Source organism: Streptomyces sp. NPDC002773, from assembly GCF_040295605.1.
Classification (GTDB): domain Bacteria; phylum Actinomycetota; class Actinomycetes; order Streptomycetales; family Streptomycetaceae; genus Streptomyces.
Map to the genome: position 1 here is coordinate 49,934 of NZ_JBEOVO010000005.1, position 16,410 is coordinate 66,343.

Sequence of the window (16,410 nt, forward strand, 5' to 3'; positions counted from 1 at the left end):
GCCGAGCTGCGCACGCCCGCCGGGAGCCCCCACCCTGTGGCGCATGGCACGTTGTGAGGTCTGCGGAAACGATTACGGCATGTCCTTCGAAGTCCACGCGCAGGGCGTGGTCCATGTCTTCGATTGCTTCGCCTGCGCCATCCACCGCATGGCGCCCATCTGTGAGCACTGCCGGGTCCAGATCATCGGACAGGGCGTCGAGGTCGACGGCAGCTGGTACTGCGGCGGCCACTGCGCCCGCGCGGAGGGAAAGGTGGGCATCGTCGACAGGGTGTGAGGCCGACGAGGGACGAGGAACCTGAGGAAACGTTCCGGGACCCTGCCCCGGGCAAGCCGAACCCCGCCGCGTGCACCCCATCGACCGAGTTGTACGGTCATGGGGTGTACCGCTTCCTGTTGTCCCGGCAGTGGGTGATCCTCACCCTCGTCGCCCTCGTCCTCGTCCCGACGATGATCGAGCTGGGCTTCTGGCAGTTCCACCGGCACGAACGCCGGGTCGCCCAGAACGCCCTGATCGCGGACAGCGTCGCGGCGAAGCCGGTCCCGGTCGAGGAGCTCACCTCCCCCGGCCACACCGTCCCGCGCTCCGACTACTGGCGGCCCACCACGGCGACCGGCACCTTCGACACCGCCCACGAGGTGGTGGTCCGCCGCCGCACCAACTCCGACGACCGGGTCGGCGTCCACGTCCTGACGCCGCTGATCCTCAGGGACGGCCGGATCGTCCTGGTCAACCGCGGCTGGGTGCCGGCCGCCGCCGACCAGCGCTCCTACCCGCCGGTGCCGCCCGCCCCCAAGGGCGAGGTCACGATCACCGGCCGGCTCAAGGCCGACGAGACGACCGGCGCCAGCGGCATCCGGGACCTGAAGGGTCTGCCGGACCGGCAGGTCATGCTGATCAACAGCGCGCAGCAGGCCCAGCTCATCGGCCGCGAGGTGCTCGGCGGCTACCTCGAACAGATCACGCCCGAACCCGCCGGGGACACCCTCGAACTGATCCCCGAGCCCGACCACGACTCGATCGGCGCCCACATGGCGTACGCCGTGCAGTGGTGGCTCTTCGCAGCCGGGGTTCCCGTCGGCTGGGTCATCCTGGTCCGCCGGGAGAGGCGCGACCGGGCGGCGGCGGCCGCCTCCGACACCCCCGCGGCCCCGGAGCGGGACGCGGAAGCGATCCAGACCACCGCGTCCCGTTGATTGACCGTCGCCTCTTCCGGGAACAGCCCAGAGCGTGACGCAACGTATCGACGACTACGCCCTGATCGGCGATCTCCAGACCGCCGCGCTCGTCGGCCGCGACGGGTCGGTCGACTGGCTGTGTCTGCCCCGCTTCGACTCGGCCGCCTGCTTCGCCTCGATCCTCGGCGACGAGAACAACGGCCACTGGCGGCTCGCGCCCAAGGGCGCCACGACCTGCTCCACGCGTCGGTACGCGGAGGACTCCCTCGTCCTGGAGACCTACTGGGAGACCCGTACCGGCACCGTGAAGGTCATCGACTTCATGCCGCAGCGGGACAGAGCACCGGATCTGATGCGGATCGTGGAGGGCGTCAGCGGCAGCGTCGAGATGAGTTCCGTCCTGCGGCTCCGCTTCGACTACGGCTCGGTCGTGCCCTGGATGCGCCGCACCGACGGGCACCGGGTCGCGGTCGCCGGGCCCGACGCGGTCTGGCTGCGCAGCGAACCGCCCGTGAAGACCTGGGGCCAGCAGTTCTCCACCTGCTCCTCCTTCACCGTCGCCGCCGGCGAGAAGGTCGCCTTCGTCATGACCTGGCACCCCTCGCACGAGCCGCGCCCCGCACTCGTCGACCCCTACGAGGCCCTGGAGCACTCCCTCGCCGACTGGCGCGAGTGGACGGCGCTCTGCACCTACCGGGGCCCCTACCGGGAGGCGGTGCTGCGCTCCCTGATCACCCTGAAGGCACTCACCTACGCCCCGACCGGCGGGATCGTGGCCGCCCCCACCACCTCCCTGCCGGAGGAGCTCGGCGGCGTGCGGAACTGGGACTACCGGGCCTGCTGGCTGCGCGACTCCTCCCTCACCCTCGGCGCGCTGCTCTCCGCCGGATACGTCGAGGAGGCCGCCGCCTGGCGGGACTGGCTCCTCCGCTCGGTCGCGGGCGACCCGGCCGACCTCCAGATCATGTACGGGCCCGCCGGGGAGCGCCGGCTCCCCGAGACCACCCTGCCGTGGCTGCGGGGGTACGCCGACTCGGCGCCGGTCCGGACCGGGAACGCGGCCGTGGACCAGTTCCAGCTCGATGTGTACGGCGAGGTCATGGACTCGCTCTACCGCGCGCGTGAGGCCGGGATCCCGGCGCAGCGGCACGCCTGGAACCTCCAGCTGAGCCTGCTCGGCTTCCTGGAGTCGACCTGGCGCGAGCCCGACGAGGGCCTGTGGGAGGTACGCGGGCCGCGCCGGCACTTCACCCACTCGAAGGTGATGGCCTGGGTGGCCGCCGACCGGGCGGTTCGCACCCTGGAGGCGGACCCCTCGCTGCCGGGGGACGCGGCCCGGTGGCGGGCGATGCGGGACGACATCCACGCGCAGGTGTGCGCCAGGTCGTACGACCCCGTCCGGAACACCTTCACCCAGTCGTACGGCTCGCTCGAACTGGACGCGGCGACGCTGCTCATCCCCCAGGTCGGCTTCCTGCCGCCGGACGACCCGCGGGTGGTGGGGACGGTGGAGGCGGTGCAGCGGGAGTTGATGCACGGGGGCTATCTGCGCCGGTACAGCACCGACTCGGGGGCGATCGACGGCCTGCCGGGCGGCGAGGGCACCTTCCTGGTCTGCTCGTTCTGGCTGGCGGACGCGCTGCTCCTGACCGGCAGGCCCGACGAGGCCCGCGAGCTCTTCGAGCGCCTCGTGGTCCTGTGCAACGACGTCGGCCTCCTCGCGGAGGAGTACGACCCGGTGACGGGACGCCAGCTGGGCAACTTCCCGCAGGCGTTCAGCCACATCGGCCTGGTGGGCACGGCCCTCGCGCTGGCCGGGGAGGATCCGGACCCGGCAGGATAGGCCCATGGATCTTGGACTGAAGGACCGTGTGTACGTGGTGACCGGGGCGACGCGGGGGCTCGGGCGTGCCTCCGCCGAGGCGCTGCTCGCCGAGGGCGCCAAGGTGCTGGTCACCGGGCGGGAGGAGAAGACCGTCGCCGAGGCGGTGGACGGTCTCGGGCCCGGCGCGGCCGGCATCGCCGCCGACAACGGCGACCCGGAGACCCCGGCGCGGCTCATCGCGGAGGCGCGGGCCCGCTTCGGCGGCTTCGACGGCATCCTGATCAGCGTGGGCGGTCCGGCGCCCGGCTTCGCCGCGGACAACACCGACGAGCAGTGGGCGGCCGCCTTCGACACCGTCTTCCTCGGGGCGGTACGGCTGGCCCGCGCTGCCGCCGGGAGCCTCACCGAGGGCGGGGTCATCGGCTTCGTCCTGTCCGCCTCGGTCCACGAGCCGATCGCGGGACTGACCATCTCCAACGGCCTCCGCCCGGGTCTCGCCGGCTTCGCGAAGTCCCTCGCCAACGACCTGGGGCCGCGCGGGGTGCGGGTGGTGGGGCTGCTGCCGAGCCGGATCGACACGGACCGGGTGCGGTCCCTCGACGCGCTCTCCGGCGACGCGGACGCGGCCCGCGCGGCCAACGAGGCCGCCATCCCGCTGCGCCGCTACGGCACCCCGGAGGAGTTCGGGCGGACGGCGGCCTTCGTGCTGTCCCCGGCCGCCTCGTACCTGACGGGCCTGATGCTCCCGGTGGACGGCGGGGCCCGCAGCGGCTTCTGAGGGCCAGCCCCCGGCCCGCCGTCAGGCCACCCCGTCGGAGCACCCGTCAGGTCACCCGCTTGGCCCGGTGCTTGACCGCCCGCAGCCGCGCCTCGGTGGGCAGGGCGGACAGGCCGGTGGACGTACGCGCGTGGGCGAGGGCCTGGGTGCTGAGGGAGGTCAGGGCGTCCCCCGGGGACGCGTACGGCTCCAGGAGGAGCGCGACCCGGGCGCGGGGGGCGTTCCGGCGTCCGGTGAGGGCGATCCGGGCCCGGGCCACGCCCTCCTGGGCGGCGGCGTCCGCCTCGATCACGCCTTCCAGGGCCCGGCCGCGCAGGACGGCCTCCTCGCCGTCGCCGCTGTCGACGGCGACCTCGGCGAGCCGGGCCCGCCGGAACTGGACGAGCAGCCACCACAGGGCGAGCAGGACGACGAGCCCGAGGACCGCGATGACCACCGGCCACCACCAGCCCTCGTCCCGCCAGCGCTGCCGGTCGGCGGTGGAGAGCAGCACGTCCGAGGGGCCCGACCAGGGCCACCAGGACGGTACGGACAGGTCGAGGGCGGCGGCGAGGACTCCCCCGCCGAGGACGACGAGGAGCAGCCCGGCGAGGCCGAGCAGGACGCGGTTGACGCGCCGGAGGACGACCGTCACCGCGCTCACCCCTTCCTGGGCGGCCGGGCCACCCGTACGTTCAGCGCGGGTGGGTGGGCGAGGGCCAGTTCGTCGACGCCGGCGGCGAGGGCCGTCTCCAGGTCGGCGCGGACCTCGTCGAGCGCGCGGAAGTGCGAGACCGCCCGGACGCCGGCCTTGGTGCGGCCGACGCGCACCCGTACGGACTGCACCCCGGAGACCTCCATGGCGCGGTCGCGCAGGGCGAGGGCCGCGGCCTCGCGGTCGAGTCCGGCCCGTACGTCGGTGTGGGCGCGGCGCATCGGGAGGACGGCCCGCAGGCCCGGGGTGGCCGCCAGGATCAGGAGCCAGAGGCCGAGGACGACCGCGAGCGCGGCCCCGCCGACGATCAGGGCGTCGTCGACCGGCCGGGTCGCGAGGGCGTCGGCGAGTTCGCGCCGCCAGGCCATGGCGCTGCGGTCGGCGCGTACGGCCGCGACGTCGTAGAGGAGCAGCCCGGCCCCGGCGAGGACCAGGGCCGCGAGCAGGGCGGCGGGGATGCGGCGTACGGCCCAGAAGCGCCGGACGGGGGTGGTGGGGGCGTCGGCGAGGACGGGTACGTCCTCGCGCTCGGCCTCGGGGGTGGGCGTGGTCGTCATGACAGGCGGTCCCTCCGCGTGGCCTGCCGGGTGAGCGGGGAGTGGAGGCGCTCGACGTGGACGGTGACCTCGTGGACCTCCATGCCGACGAGCTCCTCCACGCGTGCGCGTACCCGGCTCCGGACGGCGCCGCACCGGCGGCCGACGTCGGAGGGGTAGTCGAGTTCGAGGCTCACCGAGACCCGGGCGACGTCCCGGTGGACGACGACCGAGGCGTGGGGGCGCGACCCGCCCTCGGGGACGGCTTCCAGGGCCTCACCGGCCGCCTGGGCGGCGATCTTCGCGACGACCCGGTCGGCGATCGTGGTCGCTCCCCGGCCCCGCACGGGGTCCGGGGCCGGTTCCGCTGCCACCTGTCACCGCCTCCGGTCGCCGCGTTCACGGCCCCGGAAGAAATCGCCCGGTTCGAGGTCGCCGTCGAGGAAGCGCCCTGCCACGAAGCCGACCGCTCCCAATGCCGCGACCAGCACAAACGCCCCGAAGCCGCCGAAGTATCCGGCGAAGCCGAGGGCCATGCCGGCCAACAGGCCGACCACAGCCATGCTCATTCCTGACCCCTTCCTGAGGATCTACCGGCCCCCTGTGCCCAGCCGTCGGTTACTGGAGCCGCTGTTCCGGCTCCTCCTCCTCTTCGTCGGGCAGCTTCACGTCGCTGACCGCGATGTTGACCTCGACGACTTCGAGGCCCGTCATGCGTTCGACGGCGTTGATGACGTTCTCCCGGACGTCGCCGGCGACGTCCGCGATGGAGACGCCGTAGACGACCACGATCTCCAGGTCGAGCGCCGTCTGGACCTCGCCGACCTCGGCCTTCACCCCTCGGGTGACGTTCGACTTGGCGCTGCCGGTGCCGGGGACCCGGTCGCGTACGGCGCCGAAGGTGCGGGAGAGGCCGCTGCCCATGGCGTGGACGCCGTCGACGTCCCGGGCGGCGAGTCCGGCGATCTTCTCGACGACTCCGTCGGCGATGGTGGTCTTGCCCCGGGAGGCCGGGTCGCCGCCGCCCCGCTTGGTGATCGAAGTGCGGCGCGGCTCGTCGGCCGCGGTGGCGCCGGAGGTGTTGGTGTCCGTCATTACGTTTCGCCCCTTCTGGGTTATTTCGGGGTTCTTCGCCCACACTAAGGGCGGTTACCCGGTCTCGCCGCAGGGATACGGCAGGCTGGGGCAATGACTACGGGTGACGGTTGGACCGCGGCGGTACGGGACCGCCTCGCCCCGGGCAGGCTGCTGCCGCTCGGGACGGCGGAGGACGGGGCGTGGATCACGGAACGGGCGGCGCGCGGGGTGCTGGCCCGGGCCGCGTCGGCGGTACGGGGCGTGGTGCCGGGCGAGCTGCGGATCGGTCCCGACCGGGAGGCGGAGCCCGGCGCCGAGTCGGCGGGCCTGCGGGTCTCGGCCTCGTTCGGCGCGGTGGCCGGGCGGCCGCTCCCCGAGCTCACCGGCGCGCTCCGGGCGGCTCTGCTCGCGGCGGCCGAGGACGGGCTCGGGCTCGTGACGGCGGCCGTGGACCTACGGGTGACGGAACTGCTCGACACGGCGCCGCCGGAGCCGGAGCCGGTCACTCCCCCGCCCGGCGGGACCTCTCCGGCGACGGACGATCCGGTGGCCCTCGCGGCGCTCGGGGTGCCGGGCGTGGCGGCGGTGACGGACACGGTGGGGCCGCCGGTGCGCCGCGGCCCGGACGGGGTGCGGGTCGAACTGGCCGTGACGGTCGGCGCCTTCCCCCTGGACGTGGCCCGTGCCGTACGGACGGCCGTGACCGCGGCCGTCCCGGAGGCGGCCGCGGTCACGGTCGTGGTGTCGGAGCTGCGCTGAGGGCAGGCGTCAGTCGCCGAGGCCCGCGAGGTCGCGCAGGCGGCGGGCCTGGGCGGCGCGCTCGGCGGCGCGCTGCTCCTCGTACGAGCGGCCGGCGGCGCCCTGGAGGAGCGCCTTGGTCTCGATGACCGCGTCGCGCGGCGCCGCGATCAGGGCGGCGCCGAGGTCCCGTACGGCCGCGTCGAGCTCGTCGGCGGGGACGGACAGGTTGGCGAGACCGATGCGCTCGGCCTCCTCGGCGTGGACGAAGCGGCCGGTGGCGCAGATCTCGAGCGCGCGGGCGTAGCCGACGAGCGAGACGAGCGGGTGCGTCCCGGTCAGGTCCGGGACGAGACCCAGGCTGGTCTCGCGCATGGCGAACTGCACGTCCTCGGCGACGACCCGCAGGTCGCAGGCGAGGGCGAGCTGGAAGCCCGCGCCGATGGCATGCCCCTGGACGGCCGCGATCGACACGAGGTCGCCACGGCGCCACCAGGTGAACGCCTCCTGGTACTCGGCGATCACCGCGTCGAGGTCCTCGTCGGAACCGCGCGCGAGATCGAGGAAGGACGGCTCTCCGTCGAAGCCCTCGGGCGTGAACGCCTGCCGGTCGAGTCCGGCGGAGAAGGACTTGCCCTCGCCGCGCAGCACGACGACCCGCACGCTGCCGGGCAACGACCGACCGGCTTCTGTCAACGCCCGCCACAGAGCGGGAGACTGAGCGTTGCGCTTCGCCGGATTGGTCAGGGTCACCGTGGCAACGGCGTCCTCGACGGTGAGCCGTACACCGTCCTTGTCGAATACGAGCTCAGAGTCGTCGAGCGTAGTCATGGGGCGCCTCCGGTTCCGGTGCAGCACTGCATCCGATGCTAAGTGACTGCACAGTAACCACCTGGCCTGCCATGGGACCGACCGGGTGGCCACCGAGAGACCCGGTGGCCGGTCGAGCCGCCCCGATGTCAGGCCGAGGCTGTCTTCTTGCCCCGTGTCGCTCCGCCGCGTCCGCGCAGCGTGACTCCGGACTCGCTGAGCATCCGGTGGACGAATCCGTAGGAGCGGCCCGTTTCCTCGGCCAGCGCCCGGATGCTCGCACCGGAGTCGTACTTCTTCTTCAGGTCTGCCGCGAGCTTGTCGCGCGCGGCGCCGGTCACCCGGCTGCCCTTCTTCAGAGTCTCGGCCACCCGTGCCTCCTCATGGGAAGTGCGCTCTGGACTTCTCATGATCACCCCTCCCGTCCGTCCTGGCCACCCATTCGACAAGGTCCATGCCGCCGGGTTGGTGGATGAGTGCGGCACCGTCACGAACGGAAGCTCAGATTCCGCCACGTCGGAAACGCACCTCCACGCCGGCCGGCGTCGGAAGTGCCAGGTCAGCGATTCGGTACGAACACACGTACGGCGCGGGTCTGCCGGAAGGATTCGGCAGAGCACCGCGCCGGGAGGTACGAGACGCCCTCACTCAGATGAAGGATCACGCATGAGCCGAATGATCCAGCCCTGCATGATCACTCCGGGCGTTCTCAGGGTCAGGCGAGCGCGACGAGGTCCGCGTAGTCCGGGCCCCACAGGTCCTCGACGCCGTCGGGGAGCAGGATGATCCGCTCCGGCTCCAGCGCGTCAACCGCGCCCTCGTCGTGGGTGACGAGGACGACGGCGCCCTTGTAGGTGCGCAGGGCCCCGAGGATCTCCTCGCGGCTCGCCGGGTCCAGGTTGTTGGTCGGCTCGTCGAGGAGCAGCACGTTCGCCGAGGAGACGACCAGGGTGGCCAGGGCCAGACGGGTCTTCTCGCCGCCGGAGAGGACCCCGGCCGGCTTGTCGACGTCGTCACCGGAGAAGAGGAAGGAGCCGAGCGTCTTGCGGACCTGGACGAGGTCGAGGTCGGGCGCGGCCGAGCGCATGTTCTCCAGGACGCTGCGCTCGGGGTCGAGCGTCTCGTGCTCCTGGGCGTAGTAGCCGAGCTTGAGGCCGTGGCCCGGGGTGACCTCGCCGGTGTCCGGCTTCTCGGCACCGGCGAGCAGCCGGAGCAGCGTGGTCTTGCCCGCACCGTTGAGGCCGAGGATGACGACGCGCGAGCCCTTGTCGATCGCGAGATCCACATCGGTGAAGATTTCGAGCGAACCGTAGGACTTGGAGAGTCCCTCGGCCGTCAGGGGGGTCTTTCCGCAGGGCGCCGGCTCGGGGAAGCGGAGCTTGGCGACCTTGTCGGAGGCGCGCACCGCCTCAAGACCGGAGAGCAGCCGCTCGGCGCGCTTGGCCATGTTCTGCGCGGCGACGGTCTTGGTGGCCTTGGCGCGCATCTTGTCGGCCTGCGAGTTGAGGGCGGCGGCCTTCTTCTCGGCGTTCTGGCGCTCGCGCTTGCGGCGCTTCTCGTCGGCCTCGCGCTGCTGCTGGTAGAGCTTCCAGCCCATGTTGTAGACGTCGATCGTGGAGCGGTTGGCGTCCAGGTAGAAGACCTTGTTGACCACGGTCTCGACGAGGTCGACGTCGTGGGAGATCACGATGAAGCCGCCGCGGTAGGACTTCAGGTAGTCGCGCAGCCAGACGATGGAGTCGGCGTCGAGGTGGTTCGTGGGCTCGTCGAGGAGGAGCGTGTCGGCGTCCGAGAAGAGGATCCGGGCGAGCTCGACGCGGCGGCGCTGACCGCCGGAGAGGGTGTGCAGCGGCTGGCCGAGGACCCGGTCGGGCAGGCCGAGCGCTGCGGCGATGGTGGAGGCCTCGGCCTCGGCCGCGTATCCGCCCTTGGTCAGGAACTCGGTCTCCTGGCGCTCGTACTGCTTCATCGCCTTGTCGCGGGTGCCGCCGGAGCCGGTGGCGATGCGCTCCTCGTTCATCCGCATCTTCTTGAGGAGGACGTCGAGGCCGCGGGCGGAGAGGATGCGGTCGCGGGCCAGGACGTCGAGGTCGCCGGTGCGCGGGTCCTGCGGGAGGTAGCCGACCTCGCCGGAGCGGGCGATGGTGCCGCCGGCGGGGACGCCCTCGCCGGCGAGGCACTTGGTGAGGGTGGTCTTGCCCGCTCCGTTGCGACCGACGAGGCCGATGCGGTCGCCCTTGGCGACGCGGAAGGAAGCGGACTCGATGAGGACACGGGCGCCGGCGCGCAGCTCGATGCCGGAAGCGGTGATCACGGACAGACTCCAGGGCGGTGGGAAACGGCGGAAGGACGGCTGGTGGAGGGCTTCGACGCCGCTAATGCACGGGGAGAATGGCCATACGGCCAGTCTAACGGGCCCCTGCAACTGCTTTTCGGCCATACGGGGTACGAGGGCACGATCGGAGCTTTCTCACATTCCTGCTGATGCTTCCCAAAAGGGGCGAGCAGGGAGAGATGGTTCGATACTCGGCGCAGGGCGGCGGCCTCTGCCGCGGCGGTGACGCGGAGGGCGGTGGACCGTGCAGTTCGACGACAATGCCGATCTGGACACCTCGGAGGTACGGGACGTCCGGAGCAGCCGCATCCCGGGCGGCAGGGCGACCGTCGGCGGCGGCATCGTCGGCCTCATCGCGCTGGTCCTCGGCGTGCTCTTCGGCGTGGGGCCCGATCAGCTCGGACTCTCCTCGGGCGGCGACGAGCCCGCCGCCAGCTCCTCCTCCGCGGCCCAGGTGAACCAGGCCTGCCGGAAGGGCTCGGACGCGAACACGCGCGAGGACTGCCGGATCGTCGCCGTCGTCAACAGCGTCCAGGACTTCTGGCGGAGCGAGTACGCGCGCCGGGGCGGCACCTACGGGAGCGCCGCCACCGTGATGTTCAGCCAGCGGGTCGGGACCGCGTGCGGCACCGCGACCTCGGCCGTGGGGCCCTTCTACTGCCCCGGCGACCGGCAGGTCTATCTGGACCTGGGCTTCTTCGAGGAGCTGCGGACGAAGTTCGGGTCGAGCGGCGGGCCCTTCGCGCAGGCGTACGTGGTGGCGCACGAGTACGGCCACCACGTCCAGAACCTCATGGGGACCCTGAGCCGCGCCCAGGACGGGCGGACCGGCGCGGACTCCAACGCCGTGCGGGTCGAGCTCCAGGCCGACTGCTACGCGGGCGTGTGGGCCCGGCACGCCACCACCACGCCCGACGACAGGACCGGCCGGCCGCTGCTGACCACGCTCACGGACGCGGACATCCGGGACGGCCTGGACGCGGCGGCCGCGGTGGGCGACGACCGGATCCAGGAGAGGTTCCAGGGCCGGGTGACACCCGAGAACTGGACCCATGGTTCGGCGGCGCAGCGGCAGCAGTGGTTCTACGAGGGCTACCGGACCGGCGACATGGCCCGGTGCGACACCTTCCGCTGAGTTGTCGGTGGAGGCTGCCAGACTGAGACCTGGATCACATGCGGCTCCATCGAAGGGAAGTGGTCGGGATGGCTGAGGCCCCCCACGTCTGTCCGACGCTGACGTACGAGGACGCGAAGGCGGCGATCACCCTGCTCACCGAGGGCTTCGGCTTCGCCGCGACCGCCGTGTACGAGGGCGAGGACGGGCGGATCGCGCACGCCGAGCTGTCGTACGGGAACGGCATGGTGATGCTGGGCAGCAAGGGCACCGGCAGCGAGTTCGACAAGCTGATGACCGGCGCGGGCCCGGTGGGCGTCTTCGTGCACGTCGACGACGTGGACGAGCACCACGCGCGGGCGGTCGCCCACGGCGTCGAGATCGTGATGCCGCCCAAGGACCAGGAGTACGGCTCCCGGGACTACATGGCCCGGGACGCCGAGGGCAACATCTGGAGCTTCGGGACGTACACCCCCGGCGCCGCGGAGTAGCCCGCCGTCACGCTCCCCCGGTGTGGACCTGGAAGGCGGCCCGCCGGACCGCCTTGGCCAGGGCCGGGTCCGGGTGGGCGGCGGCGAGGGCGACCAGGACCTGGACGGTACGGGGATGGCCGACCGCCCGGATCTCGTCGAGCAGCGCCGGGACCGTGCCCTGCACCGCCGAGTCGAGGTGCCGGACGAGGAGTTCGCTCTCGCCGTGGTCGGCGACGGCCGCGGCCGTGTCCACCCAGAGCCAGGTCGACTCCTCGCGGGTGAGGACCTCCTGGGCGTCGTCGGGGTCGGCGCCCTCGTACTCGGCCAGCCAGAGCAGCGCGTACGGCCGCAGGGAGGGCTCGGCGACGGTGGCCCGCACCTCGGCCTCCGCGGGGGCACCGACGACCCGGAGCGCCTCGAAGGCGAGGCCGCGCAGCAGGGCGTCCTCGCCCCGGGCGACGGCGAGGAGTTCGCCCACGGCGCTGGAGAGGGTGCGGGCCGCGAGCCAGGCGCGGTACTCGGCGCGGGCCGGTCCCGGGGTGAGCCGGGCGCAGCCGCGGAGCATGTCCCCCGCGGACTGCTCGATGTTGCCGGCGGGGCTCTGCGCGGCGACGCAGATCTGCTCCAGCTTGACCCAGACCGCCCAGTTGCCGAGCGGGGTCAGGGTGGCGTGGCGCCCCTCCGCGCCGGGGTCGAGGGTGAGCGCGCCGACGGCCGCCAGGCCTTCGAGCGCCCAGTCGAGGAGGGCGGGGAGCCCGTCCGTGCCGTGGTCCGCGCCGGGGGCGCCCGCGGCCTCGGACGCCGGGTCGGCGGCCGGGACCTCGCAGCGCTCCTCGCGCAGCTCCTCGACGCGCTGGCCGAGCAGGTCGAGGAGGGCGGGGACGAGGACCGGGCCCTGGGAGAGCTGGAGCAGCGAGAGCACCTGCGGGACGGCTTCGACGACCTCGGCGACGGCGCTCGGCCGGACGTCCTCGGGCGCCGGGTGGACCAGGGACCAGGCGTCGAAGAGGGCGACCCAGCCGCGCAGGACGGCGGAGTCGTCGCGGTCCCAGGCGTGCAGCCGCCAGCCGGGGCGTGCGGTGCCGCCGTGGAGCTCGACGAGCCCGGCGAGGCGGGCGCGGTCCCAGCCGGCGCGGACCTGGCCGGGCGTCAGGTCCAGTGCGGCCGCGGCCCGTTCCTGGGCGGTGACGGGCCCGTGGCCGGTGCGGGCGGCCGCTTCGGCGCCGCGCTCGACGGCGGCCCAGCGGGCGATCCGTACGGCGTCGGCGAGGACGTGCCGGGCCTGGCGGGCGAGTTCCGCGCGGGGCGGAGTGCCCTCGGGCGGCCGCGGCGCCGGCCGGGTGCGCCGGGTCGTCACGGCCCGTCGGGCGGTGGCGAGCGCCCGTGGGCGGACGAGTCGGAGTCTGGAGTTGCGCGCCAATGGTTCATCGGGCTTTCGAGACGTCACGGGAGCAGTCTTCCCGCTGACGGCCCGAAAGCCCAATCGGAATCGGCCGGGCCGCCGGAACGGGCCCTGGGCGGGCGCGGAGGCGGGCCCGGGAGGAGGTGATGCGGAGGTTCTAGAGGAGCGGGGTGAGGAAGCGGCGCAGGGACTCCTCGTAGCGGACGGGGTTCGCGTTCCACATGGCCGCGTGCGGGGCCTGCCGCACCGTCTGGAGGGAGACCAGGTCGGGGCGGCGGGCGGCGAGTTCGAGGGACGGCTCCCAGGGGGCGATGGTGTCGTCGGGGCCGTGCTGGAGGAGGACCGGGACGCGCAGGGCGCCGGGCGCGGAGGCGGCCCTGAGCAGGTCGCCGTGCGGTCCGGTCCTGCCCTGGGCGGCGCGGACGGCGAGCGGGAGCAGCGGGGCCGGGACGTGCCGGGCCGCGGCGAGGTTGCGGAGGGTGGCCTCCCAGTCCAGGACCGGGGAGTCGAGGACGAGGCCGGCGATCCGGTCGCGCACCCCCGACTCGGCGGCGGCGCGCAGGGCCATCGAGGCCCCGGTCCCCCAGCCGTGCAGGACGACGGTGGCCGCGCCCCGGCGGATCGCGTAGCGGATGGCGGCGTCGACGTCGCGCCATTCGGAGTCGCCGAACCGGGCCAGGCCGTCCGGGGTGGCGGGCGCCCCTTCGTCGCCGCGGTAGGCGGGGACGAGGACGGGGATCCTGCGGCGCGCGTAGAAGGGGACGACGTTCAGCGGATGCTCGCGGGTGGTGCCGAGGCCGTGCAGGGCGATCACCCAGGTGGGGCGGGGTCCTGGCACCAGCCACGCGGGCAGGGGGCCGAGCTCGCCGGGGATCTCGACGTCCTCGTGGGCGAGCCCGAGGGCGCCGAGCGGTGTGCCGCGGTGCAGCTGGGGGGTGAACCGGACGCGGGCGCCGGGGCCGAGCGCGCCGAGTTCGACCCGTTCCAGACGCCGGACGACGGTGTCGGCGGTGTGGGGGACCCGTTCGAGGACGGGGCCGACGACGGCGTGCAGGTCGGGGCCCTCGAGTCCGTACGTGCCGGGGCGCAGCGAGGCGAGGCTGCGGGTGAGGGTGATCCGCTCGGCGCCGGTGGCGTGCACGGTGAGGCGTGGGTCCCCGGGCAGGGATGGTCCGGACGGCGCCTTGAGGGCGGCGTCGCTGGCGTACCGGCCGGCCGCGACCGCGACCGCGCCGACACCGAGCAGGGTGGTGACGGCCGCTGCCGTCGCTGTAGCCGGGCGCACGCTCCCAGTGTCGGCAGGGTGGGGGCGGCCTGCCACCGGGCGGACCCGGCCGGGGCCGGGCAGGGACTTCTTCCGGCCATTCCGGGAAGGACGCGAGGGCCCCTCGGGCCACTCCGGCGAGTGACATGGGTCTCGTCCGCGGGGTCGCCCGGTCGGGTGGTGCGGTCCAGGGAGCGGAACGGGGCGGCCGGGGAGGAACCGGGGCAGGTCGCATGTGCCCGGTGAAGGCCGGGATTACCCGGGGTTGCGGGGTGACCGCATCGTGGACAGCTCGCCCGCCGGGACCGTAAGCGGAATCCCTTGACACCGGATCGGGTCACCACAACGCCGGACCCAGTTCACCTTCCGTTCACTCAGGTTGCCTACGTTCGGCTAGCCACTGACGTCAAACGATTGCCTGGGTAAATGGAACACATCACGCTGCTGCTCGCCATTGTGGTCGTGACAGCTCTCGTGTTCGATTTCACGAACGGTTTCCACGACACCGCCAACGCGATGGCCACGACCATCTCGACCGGTGCTCTCAAACCGAAGACGGCGGTGGCCATGTCCGCCGTGCTGAACCTCGTCGGCGCGTTCCTGTCCGTGGAGGTCGCCAAGACGATCTCCGGCGGGATCATCAACGAAGAGGGCATTCGCACAGAAGTGATCTTCGCGGCGCTCGTGGGCGCCATCCTGTGGAACCTGCTGACCTGGCTCCTGGGCCTGCCGTCCAGCTCGTCCCACGCCCTCTTCGGCGGCCTCATCGGCGCCGCGGTCATGTCGGCCGGCTGGTCCGCGGTCAACGGCCCGACCATCGTCACCAAGGTCCTCATCCCCGCGATCGCCGCGCCGCTCGTCGCCGGTCTCGCCGCGATGCTGGCCACCAGGCTGACGTACAAGATCGGTGCGAAGACCGACGAGAAGCACACCGCCAAGGGCTACCGGGTCGGCCAGATCGCCTCCGCCGGTCTCGTCTCCCTCGCCCACGGCACCAACGACGCCCAGAAGACGATGGGCATCATCACCCTGGCGCTCGTCACCCAGGGCGTCGTCGCGCCCGGCTCGAACCCGCCCCTCTGGGTCATCGTCGCCGCCGGTGTCGCGATCGCCCTCGGCACCTACCTCGGCGGCTGGCGCATCATCCGCACCATGGGCAAGGGCCTCACCGACCTCCAGCCGCAGCAGGGCTTCGCCGCCCAGACCAGCGCCGCGACGGTCATCCTGGCCTCCTCGCACCTCGGCTTCTCCCTCTCCACCACCCAGTCCTGCTCGGGTGCCGTGATGGGCGCGGGCCTCGGCCGCAAGGGCGGTGTCGTCCGCTGGTCCACCGCGACCCGGATGTTCGTCGCCTGGGGTCTGACCCTGCCCGCCGCGGGCCTGGTCGGCGCCGGTGCCGAGTTCCTCACCAAGCAGGGCCCCTGGGGCATCGCCGCCGTCGCGGTCCTCCTGGTCGGCGGTTCGGCCGTCATCTGGTCGCTGTCCCGCCGCAAGCCGGTCGACCACCACAACGTCACCGCCGACGACCTCGACGCCGAGCCCGCGGGTGTGGTGACCACCGCCATGGCGGCCGTCACCCCGCCGCCCACGGCCGGCTCCTTCGCCGCCGTCGCGGACGAGGACCTCAAGACCACCATCCCCGCGCCGGTTCCCACCGACCCGGCCGCTCCCCAGGCCCCCGCCGCAGCGGTGTAAGGAACGAACGACATGAAGATCGACTGGGCAGCCCTCGGCTCCGTCTTCGGAGTCAGCCTCGCGGCGACCGTAGCCCTGGTGGGCCTCTTCACCCTCGGCATCATCGGCCTCTCCAAGCAGGAGCAGGCCGCCGCCCAGGGAGGCTCCGCCGCCCTGGCCCGCACCGGCGCCTACGCCTGCTTCGCCCTGTGCCTCGCGGCCGTGGCGTACGGCATCTACCTGATCGTCGTCTGACGGTCCCGCGGCCCCTCGGCCGGGCGGTCCGTACCTTCGGGTACGGGCCGCCCGGCCGTCGTGTTTGTGGTGCTTCGCACAGTGACGCGGTGCAGGTCAAGGGTGAGTTGACGGCTGTTCCCGGGCGTGGTGGACTGCCGAGGCCATTACGGCGGCAGTAGAGGAAGTCCGGTGCGAATCCGGCGCGGTCCCGCCACTGTGACCGGATCCGAAGGGTCCGGGAGTCAGGAACTCTCGCCGCCGGTCACGTCGATCC

19 protein-coding genes and 1 riboswitch are annotated in these 16,410 nt (G+C 73.1%); of the genes, 9 read left to right on the plus strand and 10 right to left on the minus strand.

Annotated elements, in window-relative coordinates; translation table 11 throughout:
* Positions 1-43: 43 nt before the first annotated feature.
* From ABT034_RS08695 to ABT034_RS08710, 4 genes are all read left to right on the plus strand, one after another.
* The gene (locus tag ABT034_RS08695) at positions 44-277 is read left to right on the plus strand and encodes a metallothionein (protein WP_351212757.1); all 234 of its coding nucleotides are present in this window, start codon (positions 44-46) and stop codon (positions 275-277) included.
* A 104-nt stretch (positions 278-381) separates the two neighbouring features.
* The gene (locus ABT034_RS08700) at positions 382-1,197 is read left to right on the plus strand and encodes an SURF1 family cytochrome oxidase biogenesis protein (protein WP_351212759.1); all 816 of its coding nucleotides are present in this window, start codon (positions 382-384) and stop codon (positions 1,195-1,197) included.
* Between the two features lie 34 nt (positions 1,198-1,231).
* A complete protein-coding gene (locus ABT034_RS08705) occupies positions 1,232-3,022 on the plus strand; it encodes a glycoside hydrolase family 15 protein (protein WP_351212761.1) in 1,791 nt (596 codons plus the stop codon).
* Between the two features lie 4 nt (positions 3,023-3,026).
* Positions 3,027-3,782, plus strand: coding sequence for an SDR family oxidoreductase (locus ABT034_RS08710; RefSeq protein ID WP_351212763.1), 756 nt, complete (start codon positions 3,027-3,029; stop codon positions 3,780-3,782).
* 46 nt (positions 3,783-3,828) lie between these two features.
* On the opposite strand, the gene amaP is transcribed toward ABT034_RS08710, so the two are convergent.
* Genes amaP through ABT034_RS08735 form a run of 5 tightly spaced genes read right to left on the minus strand, consistent with a single transcriptional unit; the run spans position 3,829 to position 6,107 of the window.
* Positions 3,829-4,416 carry an alkaline shock response membrane anchor protein AmaP gene (gene amaP / locus ABT034_RS08715; RefSeq protein WP_351212765.1) on the minus strand — a complete coding sequence of 196 codons (588 nt, stop codon included), beginning with the start codon at positions 4,414-4,416 and terminating at the stop codon, positions 3,829-3,831.
* A 5-nt stretch (positions 4,417-4,421) separates the two neighbouring features.
* A complete protein-coding gene (locus tag ABT034_RS08720; protein ID WP_351212767.1) occupies positions 4,422-5,033 on the minus strand; it encodes a DUF6286 domain-containing protein in 612 nt (203 codons plus the stop codon).
* Positions 5,030-5,386 (minus strand): Asp23/Gls24 family envelope stress response protein, encoded by a 357-nt coding sequence (locus ABT034_RS08725; protein WP_351212769.1) that lies wholly within the window; start codon positions 5,384-5,386, stop codon positions 5,030-5,032. Before ABT034_RS08725 ends, ABT034_RS08720 begins: the two co-directional genes overlap by 4 nt.
* Positions 5,387-5,389: 3 nt before the next feature.
* The gene (locus tag ABT034_RS08730; RefSeq protein WP_351212771.1) at positions 5,390-5,581 is read right to left on the minus strand and encodes a hypothetical protein; all 192 of its coding nucleotides are present in this window, start codon (positions 5,579-5,581) and stop codon (positions 5,390-5,392) included.
* Between the two features lie 49 nt (positions 5,582-5,630).
* On the minus strand, positions 5,631-6,107 hold the full coding sequence (locus ABT034_RS08735; RefSeq protein ID WP_351212773.1) for an Asp23/Gls24 family envelope stress response protein: 477 nt from the start codon (positions 6,105-6,107) through the stop codon (positions 5,631-5,633).
* Between the two features lie 93 nt (positions 6,108-6,200).
* Between ABT034_RS08735 and ABT034_RS08740 the strand changes: the two genes are divergently transcribed.
* Positions 6,201-6,848, plus strand: a complete 648-nt coding sequence (locus ABT034_RS08740; RefSeq protein WP_351212775.1) for a hypothetical protein — start codon at positions 6,201-6,203, stop codon at positions 6,846-6,848.
* A 9-nt stretch (positions 6,849-6,857) separates the two neighbouring features.
* Here the strand turns inward: ABT034_RS08740 and ABT034_RS08745 are convergent, their stop codons facing one another.
* From ABT034_RS08745 to ABT034_RS08755, 3 genes are all read right to left on the minus strand, one after another.
* Positions 6,858-7,658 (minus strand): enoyl-CoA hydratase/isomerase family protein, encoded by an 801-nt coding sequence (locus ABT034_RS08745; RefSeq protein WP_351212777.1) that lies wholly within the window; start codon positions 7,656-7,658, stop codon positions 6,858-6,860.
* A gap of 128 nt (positions 7,659-7,786) precedes the next feature.
* A complete protein-coding gene (locus ABT034_RS08750; RefSeq protein WP_005477683.1) occupies positions 7,787-8,008 on the minus strand; it encodes a helix-turn-helix domain-containing protein in 222 nt (73 codons plus the stop codon).
* 344 nt (positions 8,009-8,352) lie between these two features.
* Positions 8,353-9,951 (minus strand): ABC-F family ATP-binding cassette domain-containing protein, encoded by a 1,599-nt coding sequence (locus ABT034_RS08755; protein WP_351212779.1) that lies wholly within the window; start codon positions 9,949-9,951, stop codon positions 8,353-8,355.
* A gap of 265 nt (positions 9,952-10,216) precedes the next feature.
* Between ABT034_RS08755 and ypfJ the strand changes: the two genes are divergently transcribed.
* A complete protein-coding gene (gene ypfJ, locus ABT034_RS08760; protein WP_351212781.1) occupies positions 10,217-11,107 on the plus strand; it encodes a KPN_02809 family neutral zinc metallopeptidase in 891 nt (296 codons plus the stop codon).
* A gap of 68 nt (positions 11,108-11,175) precedes the next feature.
* Positions 11,176-11,577 carry a VOC family protein gene (locus ABT034_RS08765; protein ID WP_351212782.1) on the plus strand — a complete coding sequence of 134 codons (402 nt, stop codon included), beginning with the start codon at positions 11,176-11,178 and terminating at the stop codon, positions 11,575-11,577.
* Positions 11,578-11,584: 7 nt separating this feature from the next.
* On the opposite strand, the gene ABT034_RS08770 is transcribed toward ABT034_RS08765, so the two are convergent.
* Complete coding sequence (locus ABT034_RS08770) at positions 11,585-13,006, minus strand: hypothetical protein (RefSeq protein ID WP_502972846.1); 1,422 nt, start codon at positions 13,004-13,006, stop codon at positions 11,585-11,587.
* 112 nt (positions 13,007-13,118) lie between these two features.
* The gene (locus ABT034_RS08775; RefSeq protein ID WP_351212786.1) at positions 13,119-14,246 is read right to left on the minus strand and encodes an alpha/beta hydrolase; all 1,128 of its coding nucleotides are present in this window, start codon (positions 14,244-14,246) and stop codon (positions 13,119-13,121) included.
* 405 nt (positions 14,247-14,651) lie between these two features.
* On the opposite strand from ABT034_RS08775, the gene ABT034_RS08780 reads away from it, so the two are divergent.
* Together ABT034_RS08780 and ABT034_RS08785 are read left to right on the plus strand one after the other, a co-directional pair.
* Positions 14,652-15,920, plus strand: coding sequence for an inorganic phosphate transporter (locus ABT034_RS08780; protein ID WP_351212788.1), 1,269 nt, complete (start codon positions 14,652-14,654; stop codon positions 15,918-15,920).
* A 12-nt stretch (positions 15,921-15,932) separates the two neighbouring features.
* Positions 15,933-16,154: a hypothetical protein gene (locus ABT034_RS08785; protein ID WP_351212790.1), complete on the plus strand. Its 222-nt coding sequence runs from the start codon at positions 15,933-15,935 to the stop codon at positions 16,152-16,154.
* Positions 16,155-16,267: 113 nt separating this feature from the next.
* A riboswitch (cobalamin riboswitch) is annotated at positions 16,268-16,410 on the plus strand.

Bases quoted from the DNA above. Each gene is read 5' to 3' on its own strand.
- ABT034_RS08695 (WP_351212757.1), top strand. From the start codon at position 44: ATGGCACGTTGTGAGGTCTGCGGAAACGATTACGGCATGTCCTTCGAA.
- ABT034_RS08710 (WP_351212763.1), top strand. From the start codon at position 3,027: ATGGATCTTGGACTGAAGGACCGTGTGTACGTGGTGACCGGGGCGACG.
- ABT034_RS08720 (WP_351212767.1), bottom strand. From the start codon at position 5,033: ATGACGACCACGCCCACCCCCGAGGCCGAGCGCGAGGACGTACCCGTC.
- ABT034_RS08730 (WP_351212771.1), bottom strand. From the start codon at position 5,581: ATGAGCATGGCTGTGGTCGGCCTGTTGGCCGGCATGGCCCTCGGCTTC.
- ABT034_RS08735 (WP_351212773.1), bottom strand. From the start codon at position 6,107: ATGACGGACACCAACACCTCCGGCGCCACCGCGGCCGACGAGCCGCGC.
- ABT034_RS08740 (WP_351212775.1), top strand. From the start codon at position 6,201: ATGACTACGGGTGACGGTTGGACCGCGGCGGTACGGGACCGCCTCGCC.
- ABT034_RS08745 (WP_351212777.1), bottom strand. From the start codon at position 7,658: ATGACTACGCTCGACGACTCTGAGCTCGTATTCGACAAGGACGGTGTA.
- ABT034_RS08765 (WP_351212782.1), top strand. From the start codon at position 11,176: ATGGCTGAGGCCCCCCACGTCTGTCCGACGCTGACGTACGAGGACGCG.
- ABT034_RS08780 (WP_351212788.1), top strand. From the start codon at position 14,652: ATGGAACACATCACGCTGCTGCTCGCCATTGTGGTCGTGACAGCTCTC.
- ABT034_RS08785 (WP_351212790.1), top strand. From the start codon at position 15,933: ATGAAGATCGACTGGGCAGCCCTCGGCTCCGTCTTCGGAGTCAGCCTC.